Below are 18492 nucleotides of genomic sequence, written 5' to 3'. Positions count from 1 at the left end.
GCAGGCGCAGGAGAAGCAGACCCTCTCGGTCACCAACGCCGCCGGCCAGGTCGCCCCGGGCCAAGCCTATCGCGTCGAGACCGCAGGCCGGAAGGTCCCGGTCGCCAGAGCGCCAGCAGAGTAGCGCGAGCGGCGAATACTCGACGGCCCCAGACCTCGGCCGACCATCGTCGCTAACCAAACACCGTGGCGCCGAGTCCTCACCCGATCCTGTACCAGGGTTAACTGGCGCCGTTCATGCGACCGACAGGGAACCTGTGCTGTCTCAGGACGTAAGCTCTCTTGAGCAGCAAGGCATGATCGGCGGCCAAACCATCCCGGGTTGGCGACCGTTCAAGACCTTGGGGATCGATGAGGTACGTAAGGATGTCGCCGTCTCTCGCCGTGGTCGCCACCAACGACCTGAAGACCGTTTCGCCGAAGACCGAGACCGTGGCCGAGCGCGTGCGCCGGCTCCAGGCCGAGGCGCGCCAGCTCGCGAAGGATCATGTGAAGGCCCTGACGGCCGCCATGGTCGACCTGGAGCAGCTCGCCGCCGAGATCGCGGAAGGCGGCGACGCCTACGCCCCCGGCGTGCGCGACGTGGCCCGCCGCCTGGTCGAGGACCTGGAAAGCCGCGTCCAGACCCTGGAAGCCATCTCCGCCCGGACCTGAGCAGGCACGAGGTCTGTCGCAAAGTTCTCCTCCTGGCGTCCGAGGCAGTCTCAGGGGTCGAACCGTTGCGGAACTTGAGGCTCCTCGCCAACGTGGCCGCATGGGATGGCGCCTGTTGGATCACGCCAGCAAAGTGGCGTCCGCGTCTCCTCTGCGGCAGCCGCTACACTAAGCTGGACCCCCGCCATCGTCGGACTGGCCTGCGTACTCGCAGTGAGGTCAATCGCAGCATAGGTCGCCCCCTCCCGGCAGTCCGGGAAGTCCGCTCCCCGCCCCCCGTACCTGCCTACCCCACCAGCTCCCGGAACGCCTTGCTCCGCTGGAGCCAGGCCGCGGCGTATCCGCAGATGGGGGTGATCTTCAGGCCCTGGTCCTTGGCCTTCTGGGCCACGGCCTCCATCAGCCGGCCCGAGGCGCCTGTGCCGCGCAGGGCCGGCGGGGCGAAGACGTAGTCGATGTAGAGGCGCCCGCCCGACAGGCGGTAGTCCGCGTAGGAGGTCTCGCCCTGCTCGTCCATCTCGTAGCGGGCGCCGGTGTCACGAAGGTCGGCCATTGATCAGTCTCCTCGGGCGCGTCAGGTTCGCCACGTTGGGGAACGTCATCGGAGGGATCAAGATGCGTGCTGTGGCGATCGTGTGCGTGGGGGCCCTGGCCCTCGCCGCCTGCCAGAAGAAGACGGACGAGGCGGCGAAGACCGGCGAGGAGACCCAGGCGTCCGCCGCCGCGCCGGCCGCGGCGCCCGCGGGACCGCCGCGCCGCAAGCCGGGGCTCTGGGTCCAGACCATCAACGCCGAGGGCATGACCCAGGAGACGAAGCTCTGCCTCGACGAGACGGTCGAAAAGAAGATGACCCTCTGGGGCCAGCAGATGGGCGAACAGGTCTGCGCGAAGAACGAGATCACCCCCGCCGCCGGTGGCTGGAAGGTGGAGTCCGAGTGCGACTTCGGCGAGGCCGGCAGGAACGTCACCAGCGGCACGGTCACCGGCGACTTCAATACGAAGTACGTGATGAAGCTGACCACCACGACCACCGGGGCCAAGATGATCCAGGCCAACGGGACCCAGACCATGGAAATGACCGGCGCCTGGCAGGGCGCCTGCCCGGCCGACATGAAGCCCGGCGACATGCTGCTGCCCGGCGGCATGAAGATGAACATCGCCAGCATGCCCGGCCCGAAATAGCCCGACCGGCAAAAGCGCGGGGGCGTTGTCGGAACCGGCGCGCCTCCTGCGTCCTCGGGAGCAGGAACCCACCCGCCTGACCCCCAAGGAGAGACGTCAGATGGCCATCCCGATCGACATCGCCCCCAACCACGACAACGAGCTGGTGCTCGCTCGCATCATGGAGGCGTCGCCGGAGCAGCTCTACAAGGTGTGGACGACGCCGGAGCGATTTCCGGAGTGGTTCTGTCCGAAGCCGTGGCGCGCCGAGGTGACGAAGATGGACCTGCGGCCGGGTGGGGCGTCCGAGACGACCATGTACGGCCCCGACGGCGAGGTCTTCCCGAACCGCGGCGTCTACCTGGAAGTCGTGCCCAACGAGAAGATCGTCTTCACCGACGCCTTCACCGAGGGCTGGGTCCCGGCCGACGGCGGCGGCATGATGACCTGCGTCCTCACCTTCGAGCGCCGGCCCGACGGCAAGACCCTCTATCTCGCCCGTTGCGGCCACCCGACCGTCGAGAAGAAGGCCCAGCACGCGCAGATGGGCTTCCACGAAGGCTGGGGCGTCGTCGCCGACCAGTGCGAGGCCGTCGCCCGGACGATGTGAGGCCTCAGGCCAACTCCACCGCCATCGCCGTCGCCTCGCCGCCGCCGATGCAGAGGCTGGCCACGCCGCGCTTGCCGCCCCGCGCTTCCAGCGCGGACAGCAGGGTGGCGAGGATCCGCGCGCCCGACGCCCCGATCGGGTGGCCGAGGGCGCAGGCGCCGCCGTTGACGTTCAGCTTCGCCCGGTCGATCCTCAGCTCCCGCTCGGCGATCATGGCCACCACGGCGAAGGCCTCGTTGACCTCGAAGAGGTCGACGTCGTCCACGCTCCAGCCGGCCCGCTTCAGGGCCTTCTGCATGGCCGGCACCGGGGCGGTGGTGAACAGGCCCGGCTCGTGGGCGTGGGCGGCGTGGCCGGCGATGCGGGCGACGATCTTCATCCCCAGCTTCCGCGCCACGCTCTCGCGGGTCATCACCAGGGCCGCGGCGCCGTCGCTGATCGAGCTGGCGTTGGCGGCGGTGATGGTGCCGTCCTTGGCGAAGGCGGGCTTCAGGGTCGGGATCTTGGCCGGGTCGGCCTTCAGCGGCTGCTCGTCCTTGTCGACGACGGTCGCGCCCTTGCGGTCGGTGACGGTTACGGGAACGATCTCGCGGGCGAATGCGCCGCTCTCGGTGGCCGCCTTCGCCTTGGCCAGGCTGGCGATGGCGTACTCGTCCTGAGCCTCCCGGGTGAACTGGTAGGTGCGCGCGGTCTCCTCGGCGAAGCTGCCCATCAGGCGGCCCGGCTCGTAGGCGTCTTCCAGTCCGTCCAGGTACATGTGGTCGTACATGGTGTCGTGGCCGATCCGCGCCCCGCCGCGGTGCTTGGTCATCAGGTACGGCGCGTTGGTCATGCTCTCCATGCCGCCCGCGACGATCACGTCGACCGATCCGGCCGCAAGCGCGTCGTGCGCCAGGATCGCGGCCTGCATCCCCGAGCCGCACATCTTGTTGACCGTCGTGGCCTCCACCGACTTCGGAAGCCCCGCGCCCAGCGCCGCCTGGCGCGCCGGCGCCTGGCCGAGCCCGGCCGGCAGGACGCAGCCCATCAGGATCTGCTCAATGGCTTCGGGCGCGGCGCCCGAGCGCTCGACGGCGGCCTTCACGGCGGCGGCGCCGAGCTCGGTGGCCTTCGCGCCCGAAAGCACGCCTTGGAAACCGCCCATCGGCGTGCGGGCATAGGCGGCGATGACGACGGGGTCTGAGGTCTGGGTCATGGCGGAGATATAAATTCACCAACCGCTGAGAACCAGCTTTCCGCTAGGTCAGGGTCGATCAGCGTTCCGGACGGTCCCGGCGATGAACCCGCCGCCGAGCACGCGCGTCGGCGCTTCCGGCGCGTAGAGCACGCAGGCCTGGCCGGGCGCGACGCCCTCTTCCGCCGTGTCGAAGGCGAGACCGGGAACGCCATCCACCAGGGCCAGCCGCCCCGCCACCGGCTCTCGGGTCGACCGCACGCGGGCCAGCACCGGCCGGCCGGCCTCGCAGGCCGCCTCCATCGAGGCGGCGTCGCCGATCCAGTTGGTCTCCTTGAGCGTCAGCGTCCGCGTCAGCAGCGCCTCGCGCGGCCCGACCACGACCTGGCGCCGATCCGCGTCGATCCGGACCACGAACAGGGGATCGCCGACGGCGACATTCAGCCCGCGCCGCTGGCCGATGGTGTAGCGGGTGACGCCCTCGTGACGGCCCAGCACCCGGCCGTCCAGATGCACGATATCGCCCGGCTCCGCGCCGTGCGGCCGCAGCCGGTCGATGACGGTGGTGTACCGGCCCTCGGGGACGAAGCAGATATCCTGGCTGTCGGGCTTGTCGGCCACCGCCAGCCCCAGCTCGGCCGCCGCCGCCCGCACCGCCGGCTTCGGCAGAGCGCCCAGCGGGAAGCGCAGGTAGTCGAGCTGCTCGGCCGTGGTGGCGAACAGGAAGTAGGACTGGTCGCGCGCCGGATCGACCGCACGGTGCAGCTCCGGCCCCGCGGGTCCGACCTCGCGGCGCACATAGTGGCCGGTGGCCATGGCCTCGGCGCCCAGTTCGCGCGCCACGTCCAGCAGGTCGCGGAACTTGACCGTCTGGTTGCAGCGCACGCACGGGATCGGCGTCTCACCGCGCAGATAGGCGTCGGCGAAGTCCTCGATCACCTGCTCGCGGAAGCGGCTTTCGTAGTCGAGGACGTAGTGCGGAATGCCGATGGCCTCGGCGGCCGTCCGGGCGTCGTGGATGTCCTGGCCGGCGCAGCAGGCGCCCTTCTTCTGGATCGCCGCGCCGTGGTCGTAGAGTTGGAGCGTCACGCCGACGACATCATAGCCGGCCCTGGCGAGAACGGCGGCGGTCACCGTGGAATCGACGCCACCGGACATGGCGGCCACGATCCGCGTCCCGGCCGGCAGGCGCACAGCCGCGCGCGCGGCCTCCACGAGGCCGTCACTCAGGCGGTCAGGCAGGAGCACGGGCGCGTTCATCGGGGCCCATATAGCGTCCCAGCCCCCTCAACGGGAGGGTCCGCGTCAGCGCAGGAAGTTGAGCAGCGAGGAATCCTGAAGCGCCTGCAGGACATAGGCGGCGGACTGGACCGAGAACTGGGCCTGCTGCAGCTGGGTCGCGGCCTCGGCCATGTCGGCGTCGGTGATGTCGCCGAGCATGCCCGCCAGCGAGTTCTGGCGGATCTCCAGATCCTCGGCGATGGTCTCCAGCCGCTTCTGGTTGGTGCCGTTCTGCGCTGCCTGGATGGTGACGTCGGACCGGATCTGCTCCCAGGACGCCAGCTGCCCCTCGATGAAGGTGCGCTGGGCATTGGTCATGGCGCCGTTGAACGGCCCGCCGGCGCCTTCGTTGAAGGACTGGAACGTCTGGAACGCGGTCATCATCGCCGTGCCGATATCGTCGGCGAGAAGGCCGGTGGTGATCGTGGTGGACTCGTCCAGCTTGGCGGTGACCTTGAAGTTGTCGTTCTGGAAGAAGCTGGAAATCGGCGGCCCAGCCGTGAGGTCGCTGAGCGCGGTCACGGTCACCGGCCGGGTGTCGACCTGCCCCCCGGCGAAGAGGTACTTGCCCCCGTACCGCGCGTTCATCGCCTCGGCGGCGTTCCGGAGCTGCGCCTGCACGTCTTCCACGAGCGTGTCGACCCGACCCGACGCGAGGGCTTCGTTGAAGAGCTGGCGCACCTGCTGGGCGGCGTCGGCGACGCGGACCAGGGCCGTATCCTGCGTCGCGAGCTTGTCGGTCAGCAGCTTGTTCTGGTCCTGGTAGGCCTCGAGCCGGGTCTGCACAGTCCGCATGGCCGTGATGAGCTCGGAGGACTTGGCGTAGTCCTTGAGGTTCTGGCCGTTCTTCTGGGTGGCGACCTTGTTGCCCGCCTCCGCCTGCCGCTGCTGGGCGATGAGCAGGTTTGCCAGGATGTTGGAATAGTTTCCGGAAGTGGTGACGCGGGTGACCATGGCGGACTCCTCAGACCATGTTCACCAGCACCTCGAAGAGGTCGCTGGCAGCCTGGATCATTCGTGCGGAAGCGTTGAAAGCCTGTTGATAGGTGGTCATGTTGACGAGCTCCTCGTCGAGGTTGACCCCCTCCACGGACTGACGGCGGTTGTTGGCTTCGGTGGCGACGGCCTCGGCGCTGGCTTGGCGCGTCTCGGCGGCGGCGGCCCCACGGCCGATCGCGCCCCCGAATTCGGCGGCATAGCGGGCCACCGACATGGTGACCTGCCCCAGCGAGCCGGCCGCCTGGAACAGGATAGGCGTCTCGCCGGATTCCGCGATGCCCTGGGCCCCTCGGCCGTCGCCGGCCCGGATGGCGACCTGACCGACGGCGACGCTGAGGTCGGCCTTGCCCACAGCCATCTTCGTCGGATCACCGTAGATCGCCGACGAAATCTCGAACCGGCCCGCGCGCATCGAGCGTTCCTGCGTACCCAGTCCGAACAGCTCGCTGATCGACGGTCCGCCAGCGCCCCGTTCGGTGTTGTCGGTGACCACCGAGAGCTGAGCGTCCAGCCCCGAGGCCGGGGTGAACGACATGACGCCGTTGGCGTCGAGGCCGAACGAACCGTAGAGGCCCACGCCGGTCCCGGCGTTGTTCAACGAGGCCAGCAGGTCGCTCATGTTGGGCGCCGCAGGCACGTTGACCGTGACCTCCTGGATCGGGCGGCCGTCCGAATACGACAGGCGCAGGGTGATCGGGTCGCCCGCCGTGAAGCCGTGAGGATCGGTCGTCTTCAGGCCCGTGGCGTAGTTGGTGAAGCCGGTCGTCTTCACGAGGTCGTTGAGACCGAAGAAGTGCGAGAAGCCGCGCCCGGTCTTCTGCGACGTGCCCTCGTCGATGACCAGGCCGTTGCCGGCGCCGGCATTGAGGGTCAGAGCGCCGCCGGAAAAGCTGGCCGTGCCCGCTCCACCAAGCGCTCCGTTCAGGTCCGCCAGGAAGGTCGCCGGCGTGAAGGCCACACCCGGGCCGCCGTTGACGGACATCGTACCGGCGTCGAAATCGATCGCCACCGACCGCTGCAGGGCCCCCGCGGCGTTCACGACACCGATGGTGGAGGTCCCGGTGAAGCCGTTGACCGCGGTGGGCAGGTCGAGCCCGGTGTTGCGCCCCGACAGCGAGGCCGGCGCAGGGTAGGCGGCCGCGGCATTGTGGGCGGCGTTGAGCTGGTCGACCGCGCGGCTCACAAACTCGCCCATCTGATCGTAGAGCTTGGGAAGCTCCACGTCGCGAAGCTCCATCAGGCCGCGCAGCTCGCCGCTGGAAACCAGGATGGGCTGGCTGGTCGGACTGCCGTCGGGCTGTGCGCTGATATAGCCGGGCGTGGCGTCACTCGAGTTGTAGCTGAGCTTGGCCGCCCGATCTCCCGCCAGCAGGACACCCTCGACGGAACGGATATCCACGCCGCCGCCCGCGCGGGCGCTCACGCGCACGTTCATCAGCCCGGCCAGCTCATCGAGCAGCTTGCTCTGGATATTCTCGGAGCCGGTGGGGTCGGCGCCGCCCAGCCGCGCGCGCTGGATGTCCTTGTTGAGCTTGCTGATCTCTTCGAGCAAGGAGTTGGCGCGTTCGACGCCGGCCTTGACCTGGGTCTCCACCGTATCGCCAAGCGACACGATCTGGCTGTTGATGCGCCCCGCCTCGGTCAGGAAGTCCTGGATGCCGGACAGAGCCTGGGAGCGCTGGAGGGTCGATGACGGATCATCGGACACCGACGCGAACGCCGCGAACACCTTGTCCAGGCGGTTGAAGAAGAAGCCTTCGCCACCCGGATCGCCGAACAGGCTCTGGGCATTGTCGAGGTACTGGGAGATGGCGCCCCAGCGTTCGGACTCCGACGCCGCCGTCAGGGACGCCAGCTGCAGGTACTGGTCCGTGATGCGCTTGACGCCATTGATCTTCACGCCCATGCCCCGCCCGTCGACGACGAGGGGCTGCTGATCGACCGCCTTGCGCACGTAGCCGGGCGTGTTGACGTTGGCGATGTTGTCCGAGACCGCGCGCAGGGAGGCCTGGGCGACCTGTAGGCCCGACGAGGCGGTCAGGAGGGTGGCGCTGAGCGACATCTGTTAAGGCTCCGCCCGGCAAAGGCTGACGTTCAACCCGGCGAATTCTGCCGGGAGAAGGGTGAACACCCGCACGTCAGGCCGGAAAATTTTCAATAATTTCAGCATGGTCCTTCCTTGGACCCGATCGGTTCAGGAATGACAGCGCAAGACCGGCGCCAGTCGGGACAACCGGCTCGGAAGGGCGGCAGGTAATGTCCCACCAGGGCGGCTCCGGCCCGGCAAATTCCTCCCTCGCCGACCAGCAACCACGCCCTCAGAAAACCTCTTTATCTTTTTATTTCAACATCTTGCGGAACTGGCGCGGAGGTTGCTCAGGGACAACCGAATGAGCCCGGCGCAGGACGCGCTTCCCTCAAGATCAGAAGCCCTCGCCTCACCGCCATGACCGCGCCAGCGCTCAATCCTGCCCAGTTCATGCCGAGCGGCCTCACGGCCCCGGCGAACGGCGCCGCCAAGCAGGCCGCCGGCCCGCAGGCGGGCTTCGAGGCCCTCATGGCCGCACTCTTCCCCGTCGCGCAGACCGAAGCCACGCCGACGCCGCAAGGCATGGCGGCCTCCGCGATGGCGCCCCAGCCCGGCATTGCCGCGCTCGCTTCGACTGAAGAGGAAGCCGACACCGTCGCCGCGGACCAGGCTCCCGGACTGGAAGCCGACGCAGTCGCGACCGCCGACCCCACCATCGCCGTTGGCGCCGAGTACGTTGCGATCCCGGCGGCCGTCACGGTGGCTGTGGACCAGGAGACCTTCCCCGCCGACGGGGGCGCCGCGCTTGCGCCGGGAGGCAAGGCGGACGCTACGAACCCTGACCCGCTGGAGCGTCCGCTCGGCGCCAAGGCGCGCCCTGGCCGACCGGAACATGCCCAGGCGCCGCAGGGTAGCCCCGCGGTGGCCTCGCAGGCCGTGGCCACGGAGGTGGCCGAGGGCGACGTCGACGCCGCAGCGGACCCGGCCGCCACGACGCCCCCCTCCACCCTGCCCCGCATCCCTGAGACCGCCGCCAAGCCGGCGGAGCCGCCGGCCTGGGGAACGCACAAGATCGCGGGTTCGCCTGCAGCTCCCGCCCTGGCGAACGCCAACACGAACGCCGGCCTGACTGAAAAGGCCGAAGCGCCGGCCGCCGACGTTCAGCCCGAGGTCGCGGAGACGAGCGAACCCGCTGCCTCTGCGAGCGAGCAGACCAAGGCCCCCGCCACGTTCGCCCTGCCCCAACGGGCCGAGGCGGCGCCGCCGGCGACAAGCCCACCTCGCACCGGGCGGGGGGAGCGGACAAAGGCCTCCGCGCCGTCCGCCGTGGAAGGCGGCGACCTGCGAGGTCGCGACAACATCGAGACCCCGGCCCAGGGCAAGGCGGCCGACGCGGTGGCGAAGGCTGCTGGCCCATCGGCGGCCCCTGCCCCGGAACCGAAACCTCCAGAGGCGGCGGCCACCCCGGATGCGCCGGACGCAGCCGTTCAGGCCGAGGCGCGCGCGACTGAAGCCCAGTCGGCTCCCGTGGAGGAGACGACATCCCGCCAGGTGCGCGGCGCGCCCGAGACGGTGGCCAACCTCGCCGCGCAGATCGTCAAGAAGCTGGAGTCCCGGACCACCCGCTTCGACGTCGAGCTCGATCCCCAGGGACTGGGCAAGGTGGACGTACGCGTCGAGATCGGCGCCCACGGCCGGATCACCGCGGCCATGACCTTCGAGAACCCGCAGGCCGCCCACGATGTGAAGGCCCGCTCCGCCGAACTGCAGCGCGCGCTCGAACAGGCCGGCTTTGATCTTTCAGGATCGGCCCTGTCGTTCGACGTCGCCCAGGACCAGGGACGCGGACAGGGACGCGCCTGGCAGGAGCAGAGCGACGCGGGTTCGACCTTCCGCGGGCAAGCGTTCCGCGCGGCTCTCGAGACGGCTGGCGAGGCCGACCAGGCCGCTAACCCGGGCGCCTTGCGCCTCCGCCGGGGCGTGAACTCCGGCCTGGACCTCAGGATCTGACCGCCATGGCCGTCGACGCCGTCAACTCCGCAACAGCCGCCAGCGCCACGGGCCGCACCCGCCTGGCGGAAAACTTCGACACCTTCCTCAACCTGCTGACCACGCAGCTCAAGAACCAGGATCCGCTGTCCCCGATGGACTCGACCCAGTTCACCCAGCAGCTGGTTCAGATGACGGGCGTCGAGCAGCAGCTCCTGACGAACGATCTGCTCGAGAAGCTGGTGACCAACACCGGCTCCGGCGTTTCGACCGCCGTCAGCCTGATCGGCAAGGAAGTCCGGGCCGAGGCCGATGTCGCGGCGCTCAAGAACAAGAAGGCCGAGTGGACCTACGCCCTCGATCGCGACGCCACGGACGTGAAGCTCGAGGTCCTCGACGAGAAAGGCCGCGTCGTGCGGTCGGTCGCTCCGACCGACAACAAGGCCGGCGACCACACCTTCACCTGGGACGGCAAGAACGCCGCCGGCAGCGACTCGGCCGAAGGGACCTACACCCTGCGCGTCACCGCCAAGGACTCCCAGGGCTCTACCGTCACCTCCACGATCTACGCCGATGGTCTCGTCACCGGCGTGGAGCAGAGCGACGGATCGACCCTCATCACCATCAAGGGCGCTCAAGTCCCCTGGGACAAGATCGTCCGCATTCGCCAGCCGGCTGAAGCCGCGACCCAAACGGCCGCGACCACCGGCGATCCCACCAACACCACGGACGGCAAAACGCCGTCTCCAGCGGCGGCCTGATGGGCCGGTCCTTCGCAGCACGCGGATCCGCTTCAGGAGAACGGAACTAAGTCATGTCCATCAATTCTGCCCTTCTCGCGGGCGTGTCGGGCCTGGTGGCCAACTCGTCGGCCCTGGCCGCGATCTCGGACAACATCTCCAACGTCAACACGGTCGCCTACAAGCGCAACCAGGTGAACTTCGCCAACGTCGTCACCGCACAGGCGGTGAAGGGGCGCTACTCGGCCGGCGGCGTCCAGGGCGTCACCCGGCAGTTCGTCAGCCAGCAGGGCCTGATCCAGTCGTCGGGTTCGGCGACGGACCTCGCCATCTCGGGCGACGGCTTCTTCATCGCGACGAACAAGGGCGCCGGCCTCACCGCTGCGGACCAGCGGGTGTTCACCCGCCAGGGCTCGTTCAGCGTCGACGCCGACGGCTACCTCAAGAACGACGCCGGCCTCTACCTGCAAGGCTGGCCGCGCCAATCCGACGGGACCTACAACGTCAACCCGTCGCAGCTGAACAACCTGCAGTCCATCAACGTGAAGAACCTGGGCGCGGCGGTCACGCCGACCACCCAGCTCGGCGTCAGCGCCAACATCGACAAGGTCAACGCGACGGACCCCACGCCGATCGACATCGATATCATCGACGCCGCCGGCGGCCGTCACACCCTGCGGATGACCTTCACCCAGAACGCGGTGAACGACTGGGATCTCGACATCGAGACCGTTCCGACGGCCACCGACGCGACCTTCACGCCGGCCAACCCCATTCCGGTGACGTTCAACACCGACGGCACCATCAACACCGTGGGCGGCGTGGCGCCCGACGCCTTCACGCTGAACACGGTTTGGGATGCCGCCCTCGGCCTGCCGAACCAGGACATCGCCGTCGATTTCACCAAGCTGACCCAATACGACGACACCTCGACGGTGAACTCGATCATCAACAACGGCGCGGGCGTCGGCAACATCGTCGCCATCGAGGTCAGCGAGGAAGGGATCGTCTCGGCGATCTACGACAACGACCAGATCCGCGACGTGGCCAAGATCGGTATCGCCACCTTCCCCAACTCCGACGGCCTCGCCCAGGCGAGCGGTAACGCCTACCGCGCCACGCTGATCGCCGGCGAAATGACCATCAAGGAAGCCGGGGTCGGCGGCGCGGGCCGCGTCTCGCCCTCAAGCCTCGAAGCTTCCACCGTAGACTTGTCCGCAGAGTTCACCGGACTGATCCAGACGCAGAAAGCTTACTCAGCATCATCGAAGATCATCACGACTGCTGATCAGATGTTGGAAGAACTAATCAACATCAAGCGGTAATATTGAGCCTTAACCAAGCCTGAATTCTCGAGTCCGTTTTAGCTGTATTAAAATGGTACACGGAGGCGCGCATGATCAGGCGTTTCTTTACCAAGGCGATTCAGCGGCTGTTAGGGGCCGCTGGATATGCTGCGCGTCAATCAGTGATGGTGAGGCGGTAGAAAGCCCATGTTGCAACAACAGACGCGCACGAACAGCCGCGGCGAGACCTACGTGATCGGGCCGACGGGCGCGCCCCTGACGAAGAACGACCTGCCGCCGCCGAACACCGGCCGTTGGGTGATCCGCCGCAAGGCGGAGGTGGTCGCCGCTGTCCGCGGTGGACTGATCACCCTCGAGGAAGCGCTGGAGCGTTATTCGCTGACCAACGACGAGTTCCTGTCCTGGCAGCGTTCGATCGAGCGGCACGGAATGGCCGGCCTCCGGACCACCCGTCTGCAGCAGTATCGCTGAACCGTCTCCCCTAGAGACGAGTTCGCACATCGCCGGCCGCGCCTTCCTCACCCCGGGCGCGGCCGGTTCGCGTTTCAGGCCAGCTTTCGCACCGTCACCGTGATCCGCTCTCGATCGCCTGGCTTTCGCTCCACCAGCAGTCGCGCCACCTGGGCGTCATCGTGGAAGGCGTAGCCCTTGATGGCGTCGAGGATCGCCTTGGCGAGGTTGTCGAGGTCGAGCCAGGGCGGCTCGCCCACATACTCCATCCCGATCTCGACCGCATAATCTCCCCAGGCCGGCCGGGAGCCCCGCCAGGCCTTACGGAAGAACTCGTAGATCAGCGGCTTGTAGTACTTCGCCTGGGTGGTCAGGCCATCAACGGTGAGTTCCAGGAACCCTTCGGCCTCGCGGGCGCGCACCTTTCCGTGCTGGGTCCAGGATTCACTCATGGGCCCTGCATACCCGTCCGGCGCCTTGCAGTCTCGCGCGGCGGAGGTAAACGGTACGCCCGCTGAACCAGAGGGATACCGATGAGCGCGACCCGCACCGAAACCGACACCTTCGGCCCGATCGAGGTCGCCGCCGACCGGTACTGGGGCGCGCAGACGCAGCGCTCGCTGGGGAACTTCAAGATCGGCTGGGAAAAGCAGCCGAAGCCGGTCATCCGGGCGCTGGGCATCGTCAAGCGCGCCGCCGCCGAAGCCAACATGGAGCTCGGCAAGCTCGATCCCGAAATCGCGAAATACGTCATCGCCGCCGCCCAGGAGGTGATCGACGGCAAGCTGGACGACCACTTCCCGCTGGTGGTCTGGCAGACCGGCTCGGGCACCCAGTCGAACATGAACGCCAACGAGGTCATCTCGAACCGCGCGATCGAGATGATGGGCGGGACCATGGGCTCCAAGAAGCCGGTCCATCCGAACGACCACGTCAACATGAGCCAGTCGTCGAACGACACCTATCCGACGGCGATGCACATCGCCTCGGCGGAAGAGGTCGCGCGCTCGGTGATGCCGGCGCTGGAGCACCTGCACGCCGCCCTCAAGGCCAAGGCGGCCGCGTTCGACCACATCATCAAGATCGGCCGCACCCACACCCAGGACGCCACCCCGCTTACGCTCGGCCAGGAATTCGGCGGCTACGCCCACCAGGTGAAGATGTCGGTCCGCCGCGTGAAGGAGACCCTCTACGGGCTCTACGAGTTGGCCCAAGGCGGCACCGCCGTCGGCACCGGCCTCAACGCGCCGATCGGGTTCGCCGAGAAGGTCGCTGAGAAGATCGCGGCCATCACCGGCCTGCCCTTCGTCACCGCCCCCAACAAGTTCGAGGCCCTGGCCGCCCATGACGCCATGGTGTTCAGCCACGGCGCCCTGACCGCCGCGGCGGGCTCCCTGTTCAAGATCGCCAACGACTTGCGCTTCCTGGGTTCCGGCCCGCGCGCCGGCCTGGGCGAACTGGCCCTGCCCGAAAACGAGCCCGGCTCGTCGATCATGCCCGGCAAGGTGAACCCCACCCAGGCCGAGGCCCTGACCATGGTCTGCGCCCACATCATGGGCAACCAGACCGCCATGGCCTTCGCCGGCAGCCAGGGCCATTTCGAGCTGAACGTCTTCAACCCGGTGATGGCCTACAACTTCCTGCAGTCGTGCCGGCTGCTCTCCGACGCCGCGATCTCGTTCACCGACAACATGGTGGTCGGGACCGAGGCCCGCGAGGACAACATCAAGGCCAACCTCGAGCGCTCGCTGATGCTGGTCACGGCCCTCAACGGCAAGCTCGGCTACGACAACTGCGCCAAGATCGCCAAGGCGGCCCACAAGAACGGCACCACCCTGCGCGAGGAGGCCGTCGGCGGTGGGTACCTCACGAACGAGGAGTTCGACGAGTGGGTGCGCCCGGAGAAGATGATCAGCCCGGGCTGATGGTCCAGCTCGTCCGAATAACGGACGACCTGCCAGAAGGCTTCGGCGCCTTGCGCGCCGAGGCCGACGCCGAGGGGCATCGCCACTTGAGCCGCCTCGCGACCGAGCTGGCCGAGACTCCGGGGATGTTCACCGCTCTGCTTGCTGCGTTCGACGACGGCGTACTCGTCGGCATCGGCGGCCTGACGCCGGAACCCGAGGCGCGTCCCGGCGAGGCCTGGCGCATGCGCCGGCTCTATGTGAGACAGCGCGCCCGCCGATGCGGCGTCGCCCGTACGATCGCCAACGCGCTCCTGTCCGAGGCCTTGACCCTTACTCGCCTCGTGACCGTCCATGCGGGCAACCCGGACGCCGCGCGGTTCTGGGAAGTCCTAGGGTTCGAGCGCGTCGAAGGGCGCCGTTGGAGCCACCAGTTCTTCGCCGGCTGACGGTGGTCGGGGAGCGCGCTCCGCCAGTTCCGCCTAACCTGGACCTGTCGACCCAGTCAGAAGCCACACGGCGGCCAGCGCCCTCTATGCGCGCCGGGCCACGGCGAAATCGGCCAGATCCTGCAACGCCGGCCGCCAGCTGTTGGACGCGAAGTCCGCGATGGCGGCCTTCGCGCTGTCGGCGTACCGCGACGCCAGGTTCAGGGTGTCCTCAAGGGCGCGGGTCTCGGTCATCAGCACGATGGCCCGTTCGAGGTCGGCGTCCGTCTGTTCCCGACGGTCGACGGTGCGAACCCAGAAGTCGCGTTCGGCTGCGCCGGTGCGGCCCATAGCCAGCAGCAGCGGCAGGGTGACCTTGCCTTCGCGGAAGTCGTCGCCCGGGTTCTTGCCCAGGGTCCCGGCATCGCCGGAGTAGTCCAGTGCGTCGTCCACGAGCTGGAACGCGAGGCCCAGGTCCTGTCCGAACCTGCGCAGCGCGCGGCAACGCTCGGGCGAGGCGCCGGCGGAGATGGCGCCGGCTTCGGCGGCGGCGGCGAACAGCTCGGCGGTCTTGGCCTTGATGATCTCGATGTAGACGTCCTGGCTGAGGTCCAGGTCGTGGCTCCGGGTGAGCTGCAGCACCTCGCCCTCGGAGATCACGCGGCTCGCGCGGGCCAGCACCTCAAGCGCCGGCATGGAGCCCGCGTCGACCATCAGCTCGAAGGCCCGGGCAAACAGGAAATCGCCCACCAGGACGCTGGCCGGAGCGCCCCAGATCAGGTGCGCGGCCACCCGCCCCCGGCGCAGTTCCGAGGAGTCCACTACGTCGTCGTGAAGCAGCGTCGCGGTATGGATGAACTCGACGGCCGCGGCGAGCTTGAGGCAGGCGTCGTCCCGGGCGCCGGCGAGACGCGCGGCCGCGATGGTCAGCAGCGGGCGCAGACGCTTGGCCGAGCCCGCGATCAGGTGATCGGCCAGGGCCGGGATCACCGGGACGGGACTGTCCATGTGCTCGCGTATCAGCGCGTCAACCGCGCGCATGTCGGGCGCAGCAAGCTTCAGCAGCGTGTCCAGCGAGGGTGGCGCGGCGACGGCCTGGGCGGCTTCCAAGACGGACAGTTCCTATATCAACCTGTAGCGTCCGGGCCCCACCAGCCGCCGTTTGCCGGGACAATGGTGACGCGATAGGGCACGGTCAAGCGACGACGCAATAGCCGCTTTCGCCCCCTTCTACACCAAGGCGCGCCCCGATGGATGCCGTGACCGAAGATCGCCTGCTGGACGGCGCCGTGCGGCTGCGCCAGCCCGCCCGCGGCTATCGGGCGGGAATGGACGCGGCCCTCCTGGCGGCCGCCTGCGACGCCACCCCAGGCCAGCGCGTCATAGAGGCCGGATGCGGCCCCGGGGCGGCTTTGCTGGCGGCCGCGGTTCGACGCCCGGGGGCCCACTTCACCGGCGTGGAACGCGATCCGCGGGCCTTGGCCTTGGCGCAGGCGAACATCGGATCGAACGACCTGGCCGGACGGGTGGAGGCCCTGGCCGGAGACGTGGGGCAGCGCTTCTCGGTTCTCGGCCTTCCCCCCTTCGACGCGGCGCTGGCCAATCCGCCGTTCTTCGACAATCCGGCGGCTCTTCGCGCCCCTGCCCCCGAGAAGGCGGCGGCCTGGATCGCCGACGAGGGCCTGCTCGGCTGGACCGAATTCCTCCTGAAGGCTGTACGCGAAGGCGGGACGATCACGATCATCCACCGCGCCGATCGCCTGGCCGATCTCCTCGGTCTCCTGGCGCCCAAGGCCGGATCCTTCCAGATCCGCCCGATCCACCCCTTCGCGGACGCCCCCGCCAAGCGGGTCCTGCTGCGCGCGGTGAAAACCGGCAAGGCGCCATTGCAGCTGCTTCCGCCCCTGGTTCTGCACGATCGCGAAGGCCCCAAACACAGGCCGGAGGTGGAGGCGATCCTGCGGGGCAAGGCCAGCCTGGACTGGCACGCATAGGGTGCACAGCGACGCCGGGGGAGGCGTCTGGGCGCAACGGCAGCGACGCCTGATCGTCGATGACGGGCGCCTAGCGGCGGCGGCCTCTCAGCCGATACCCAGCTTGGTCTTGTAGGTCTCGTGCACGATATCGTTCCATTCCGGGTGCTTGCGGATGTAGCCCGCAATGAATGGACAGAGGGGGATCACCTTGAGCTGGTGCTCGCGGGCATAGCCAAGGGCCGCCTTCGCCAGCGCGCTACCGACGCCCTTGCCCTCGAAGGCTTCGGGAACCACGGTGTGAGGCAGGATGATGCCCTGGTCGACAAGCTGGTACTCCGCGAACGCGACCTGGCCGTCGAGGGCCACCTCGAAGCGATGCTCGATCGTGTTGTTCGCCACCTGGACGTCGGCCATCGCACTCTCCAATTCCGCCGCATCCTTGACGCAGCGCCCGCCCGCCGCCAAGGTCCGCCCGTCCTTGGAACCCGCCAGCAAGGGAGGTTGTGACATGTCGCCCATTGTCCGCGCAGCCCCTCGCTGCGTCGCCGTCCTCTGCGCCTGAAGCGCGAGAGTCTCCGGGGCTTCGGGTCCTTCGGGGATTTCGGCGGCCGACGCCTGATCGGCTCCCGACCTCAAGGACAATTCAATTGCTGACTTCCTATGGCTGGAGCGACGAGCTCCGGCAGGCTTTTGCTCCCTATGCAGCCCAGGGCCTCGCCCCTGGGCGGATCGTCGTCCAGCAGCGCGGCGGCTACCGCCTCGTCACCGAGGAAGGCGAGATCGAGGCCCGCGCGTCCGGCAGCTTGATGAAGGCCGCCCGCGACGAAGACCGCCCCGCCGCGGGTGACTGGGTCGCTTTCGAACCTCGCCCGGGCGAAACGACCGCCCTCGTCCGGCATGTGCTGCCGCGCCGGACGGCCTTCATCCGCAAGGCGTCCGGCCGCGTCGGCGGCGCCCAGGTCGTCGCGGCGAACGCCGACGTGGCGTTCCTGGTCACCTCGATGAATGCCGATCTGAACCTGCGGCGGCTCGAGCGCTATCTCGCCACGGCGTACGAAAGCGGGGCCGACCCCCTCATCGTGCTCACCAAGGCGGACCTCGTCGACGACATCGACGCGGCGGTCGAGCAGGTGGAAGCCATCGCCTTCGGCGCGCCGGTGCTGGCGATCTCCGCACGTACGGGGCGAGGCCTGGACGCCGTCGCGGCGCACCTGCCTCCGGGGCGCACGGGCGTGCTGCTCGGCTCCTCAGGGGCGGGGAAGTCCACTCTGCTGAACGCGCTGGCCGGAACGGAACGGATGGCCACAGGCGAGATCCGAGAGGACGACGCGCGGGGCCGACACACGACGACCCACCGGGAGCTCGTCCTGCTCCCCTCCGGAGGGCTCATCCTGGACACGCCAGGGATGCGCGAGCTCGGACTCTGGGACGCCGAAGCGGGTGTCGCCACGGCCTTCGAAGACGTGGAGGCGCTGGCCGGTGAGTGTCGGTTCAGCGACTGCAGCCATGAGGGCGAGCCCGGATGCGCGATCCGCGCGGCCATCGCCACCGGGGAGCTCTCGACCGAGCGTCTGGCCGCGTACCGGAAGCTTCAGGCCGAACTCGCCTTCGAACACCGCCGGGGCGACGCGCGGGCCGAGCGGGAAAACCGCAAGCTGTGGGCGTCGCGCCACAAGACGGCGCGGGCCTGGATCAAGCAGAAGCGGAAGGGGCCGGACGACTGACCGGCCTTGGGCGCACGCGTCAAACTGTCCGCCGTCGGGCGACGTGCGGACAGCGTCGCGAGCGAC

The 18492-nt window shown here is 68.7% G+C and carries 19 protein-coding genes; 11 read left to right on the top strand and 8 right to left on the bottom strand.

Annotation, left to right across the window (positions count from 1 at the left end; translation table 11 throughout):
* The first annotated feature begins 366 nt into the window (after window positions 1-366).
* Window positions 367-654, top strand: a complete 288-nt coding sequence (locus DJ019_RS11495; protein ID WP_111276173.1) for a hypothetical protein — start codon at window positions 367-369, stop codon at window positions 652-654.
* A gap of 286 nt (window positions 655-940) precedes the next feature.
* Here DJ019_RS11495 and DJ019_RS11490 read toward each other — a convergent pair whose 3' ends face one another.
* Complete coding sequence (locus tag DJ019_RS11490; protein ID WP_111276172.1) at window positions 941-1207, bottom strand: GNAT family N-acetyltransferase; 267 nt, start codon at window positions 1205-1207, stop codon at window positions 941-943.
* A gap of 62 nt (window positions 1208-1269) precedes the next feature.
* On the opposite strand from DJ019_RS11490, the gene DJ019_RS11485 reads away from it, so the two are divergent.
* Both DJ019_RS11485 and DJ019_RS11480 read left to right on the top strand, forming a co-directional pair.
* Entirely contained in the window at window positions 1270-1836 is a 567-nt protein-coding gene (locus DJ019_RS11485) for a DUF3617 domain-containing protein (protein ID WP_133255291.1), read from the top strand.
* Between the two features lie 100 nt (window positions 1837-1936).
* The gene (locus DJ019_RS11480; RefSeq protein ID WP_111276170.1) at window positions 1937-2425 is read left to right on the top strand and encodes an SRPBCC family protein; all 489 of its coding nucleotides are present in this window, start codon (window positions 1937-1939) and stop codon (window positions 2423-2425) included.
* 4 nt (window positions 2426-2429) lie between these two features.
* Here the strand turns inward: DJ019_RS11480 and DJ019_RS11475 are convergent, their stop codons facing one another.
* Genes DJ019_RS11475 through flgK form a run of 4 tightly spaced genes read right to left on the bottom strand, consistent with a single transcriptional unit; the run spans window position 2430 to window position 7941 of the window.
* On the bottom strand, window positions 2430-3620 hold the full coding sequence (locus DJ019_RS11475; RefSeq protein ID WP_111276169.1) for an acetyl-CoA C-acyltransferase: 1191 nt from the start codon (window positions 3618-3620) through the stop codon (window positions 2430-2432).
* A gap of 48 nt (window positions 3621-3668) precedes the next feature.
* Window positions 3669-4859, bottom strand: a complete 1191-nt coding sequence (mnmA, locus tag DJ019_RS11470) for a tRNA 2-thiouridine(34) synthase MnmA (protein WP_111276168.1) — start codon at window positions 4857-4859, stop codon at window positions 3669-3671.
* Between the two features lie 45 nt (window positions 4860-4904).
* Window positions 4905-5834, bottom strand: a complete 930-nt coding sequence (locus tag DJ019_RS11465; protein ID WP_111276167.1) for a flagellin — start codon at window positions 5832-5834, stop codon at window positions 4905-4907.
* A gap of 10 nt (window positions 5835-5844) precedes the next feature.
* Window positions 5845-7941 (bottom strand): flagellar hook-associated protein FlgK, encoded by a 2097-nt coding sequence (gene flgK, locus DJ019_RS11460; RefSeq protein ID WP_111276166.1) that lies wholly within the window; start codon window positions 7939-7941, stop codon window positions 5845-5847.
* A gap of 384 nt (window positions 7942-8325) precedes the next feature.
* Between flgK and DJ019_RS11455 the strand changes: the two genes are divergently transcribed.
* From DJ019_RS11455 to sciP, 4 genes are all read left to right on the top strand, one after another.
* Window positions 8326-9918 (top strand): flagellar hook-length control protein FliK, encoded by a 1593-nt coding sequence (locus DJ019_RS11455; RefSeq protein ID WP_111276165.1) that lies wholly within the window; start codon window positions 8326-8328, stop codon window positions 9916-9918.
* A 5-nt stretch (window positions 9919-9923) separates the two neighbouring features.
* Window positions 9924-10658 carry a flagellar hook assembly protein FlgD gene (locus DJ019_RS11450; protein ID WP_111276164.1) on the top strand — a complete coding sequence of 245 codons (735 nt, stop codon included), beginning with the start codon at window positions 9924-9926 and terminating at the stop codon, window positions 10656-10658.
* A 53-nt stretch (window positions 10659-10711) separates the two neighbouring features.
* Entirely contained in the window at window positions 10712-11962 is a 1251-nt protein-coding gene (locus tag DJ019_RS11445) for a flagellar hook protein FlgE (RefSeq protein ID WP_111276163.1), read from the top strand.
* Window positions 11963-12130: 168 nt separating this feature from the next.
* The gene (gene sciP / locus DJ019_RS11440; RefSeq protein WP_111276162.1) at window positions 12131-12415 is read left to right on the top strand and encodes a CtrA inhibitor SciP; all 285 of its coding nucleotides are present in this window, start codon (window positions 12131-12133) and stop codon (window positions 12413-12415) included.
* A gap of 74 nt (window positions 12416-12489) precedes the next feature.
* Here the strand turns inward: sciP and DJ019_RS11435 are convergent, their stop codons facing one another.
* A complete protein-coding gene (locus DJ019_RS11435; RefSeq protein WP_111276161.1) occupies window positions 12490-12846 on the bottom strand; it encodes a RusA family crossover junction endodeoxyribonuclease in 357 nt (118 codons plus the stop codon).
* Window positions 12847-12927: 81 nt separating this feature from the next.
* Here DJ019_RS11435 and fumC point away from each other — a divergent pair, with 81 nt between their 5' ends.
* On the top strand, window positions 12928-14319 hold the full coding sequence (fumC, locus tag DJ019_RS11430) for a class II fumarate hydratase (RefSeq protein WP_111276160.1): 1392 nt from the start codon (window positions 12928-12930) through the stop codon (window positions 14317-14319).
* The gene (locus DJ019_RS11425) at window positions 14319-14747 is read left to right on the top strand and encodes a GNAT family N-acetyltransferase (RefSeq protein WP_111276159.1); all 429 of its coding nucleotides are present in this window, start codon (window positions 14319-14321) and stop codon (window positions 14745-14747) included. Before fumC ends, DJ019_RS11425 begins: the two co-directional genes overlap by 1 nt.
* An 84-nt stretch (window positions 14748-14831) precedes the next feature.
* On the opposite strand, the gene DJ019_RS11420 is transcribed toward DJ019_RS11425, so the two are convergent.
* Entirely contained in the window at window positions 14832-15800 is a 969-nt protein-coding gene (locus DJ019_RS11420; RefSeq protein WP_111276263.1) for a polyprenyl synthetase family protein, read from the bottom strand.
* A gap of 176 nt (window positions 15801-15976) precedes the next feature.
* On the opposite strand from DJ019_RS11420, the gene DJ019_RS11415 reads away from it, so the two are divergent.
* Complete coding sequence (locus DJ019_RS11415) at window positions 15977-16720, top strand: tRNA1(Val) (adenine(37)-N6)-methyltransferase (protein WP_111276158.1); 744 nt, start codon at window positions 15977-15979, stop codon at window positions 16718-16720.
* A gap of 87 nt (window positions 16721-16807) precedes the next feature.
* Here DJ019_RS11415 and DJ019_RS11410 read toward each other — a convergent pair whose 3' ends face one another.
* Complete coding sequence (locus tag DJ019_RS11410; protein WP_111276157.1) at window positions 16808-17116, bottom strand: GNAT family N-acetyltransferase; 309 nt, start codon at window positions 17114-17116, stop codon at window positions 16808-16810.
* 233 nt (window positions 17117-17349) lie between these two features.
* Here DJ019_RS11410 and rsgA point away from each other — a divergent pair, with 233 nt between their 5' ends.
* The gene (gene rsgA, locus DJ019_RS11405) at window positions 17350-18426 is read left to right on the top strand and encodes a ribosome small subunit-dependent GTPase A (protein ID WP_111276156.1); all 1077 of its coding nucleotides are present in this window, start codon (window positions 17350-17352) and stop codon (window positions 18424-18426) included.
* Window positions 18427-18492: the final 66 nt, after the last annotated feature.

The organism is Phenylobacterium kunshanense, from assembly GCF_003254525.1.
GTDB classification, from domain to species: domain Bacteria; phylum Pseudomonadota; class Alphaproteobacteria; order Caulobacterales; family Caulobacteraceae; genus Phenylobacterium; species Phenylobacterium kunshanense.
This window is presented reverse-complemented; position numbering and strand designations above follow the sequence as displayed.

What these genes read in the sequence shown, in the direction of transcription:
- DJ019_RS11445 (WP_111276163.1), top strand. Translation starts at nt 10,712, where the DNA reads ATGTCCATCAATTCTGCCCTTCTCGCGGGCGTGTCGGGCCTGGTGGCC.
- flgK (WP_111276166.1), bottom strand. Translation starts at nt 7,941, where the DNA reads ATGTCGCTCAGCGCCACCCTCCTGACCGCCTCGTCGGGCCTACAGGTC.
- DJ019_RS11435 (WP_111276161.1), bottom strand. Translation starts at nt 12,846, where the DNA reads ATGAGTGAATCCTGGACCCAGCACGGAAAGGTGCGCGCCCGCGAGGCC.
- DJ019_RS11475 (WP_111276169.1), bottom strand. Translation starts at nt 3,620, where the DNA reads ATGACCCAGACCTCAGACCCCGTCGTCATCGCCGCCTATGCCCGCACG.
- mnmA (WP_111276168.1), bottom strand. Translation starts at nt 4,859, where the DNA reads ATGAACGCGCCCGTGCTCCTGCCTGACCGCCTGAGTGACGGCCTCGTG.
- sciP (WP_111276162.1), top strand. Translation starts at nt 12,131, where the DNA reads ATGTTGCAACAACAGACGCGCACGAACAGCCGCGGCGAGACCTACGTG.
- DJ019_RS11495 (WP_111276173.1), top strand. Translation starts at nt 367, where the DNA reads ATGTCGCCGTCTCTCGCCGTGGTCGCCACCAACGACCTGAAGACCGTT.
- DJ019_RS11455 (WP_111276165.1), top strand. Translation starts at nt 8,326, where the DNA reads ATGACCGCGCCAGCGCTCAATCCTGCCCAGTTCATGCCGAGCGGCCTC.
- DJ019_RS11410 (WP_111276157.1), bottom strand. Translation starts at nt 17,116, where the DNA reads ATGGCCGACGTCCAGGTGGCGAACAACACGATCGAGCATCGCTTCGAG.
- DJ019_RS11485 (WP_133255291.1), top strand. Translation starts at nt 1,270, where the DNA reads ATGCGTGCTGTGGCGATCGTGTGCGTGGGGGCCCTGGCCCTCGCCGCC.
- DJ019_RS11425 (WP_111276159.1), top strand. Translation starts at nt 14,319, where the DNA reads ATGGTCCAGCTCGTCCGAATAACGGACGACCTGCCAGAAGGCTTCGGC.
- fumC (WP_111276160.1), top strand. Translation starts at nt 12,928, where the DNA reads ATGAGCGCGACCCGCACCGAAACCGACACCTTCGGCCCGATCGAGGTC.
- DJ019_RS11465 (WP_111276167.1), bottom strand. Translation starts at nt 5,834, where the DNA reads ATGGTCACCCGCGTCACCACTTCCGGAAACTATTCCAACATCCTGGCA.
- DJ019_RS11415 (WP_111276158.1), top strand. Translation starts at nt 15,977, where the DNA reads ATGGATGCCGTGACCGAAGATCGCCTGCTGGACGGCGCCGTGCGGCTG.
- DJ019_RS11450 (WP_111276164.1), top strand. Translation starts at nt 9,924, where the DNA reads ATGGCCGTCGACGCCGTCAACTCCGCAACAGCCGCCAGCGCCACGGGC.
- DJ019_RS11490 (WP_111276172.1), bottom strand. Translation starts at nt 1,207, where the DNA reads ATGGCCGACCTTCGTGACACCGGCGCCCGCTACGAGATGGACGAGCAG.
- DJ019_RS11480 (WP_111276170.1), top strand. Translation starts at nt 1,937, where the DNA reads ATGGCCATCCCGATCGACATCGCCCCCAACCACGACAACGAGCTGGTG.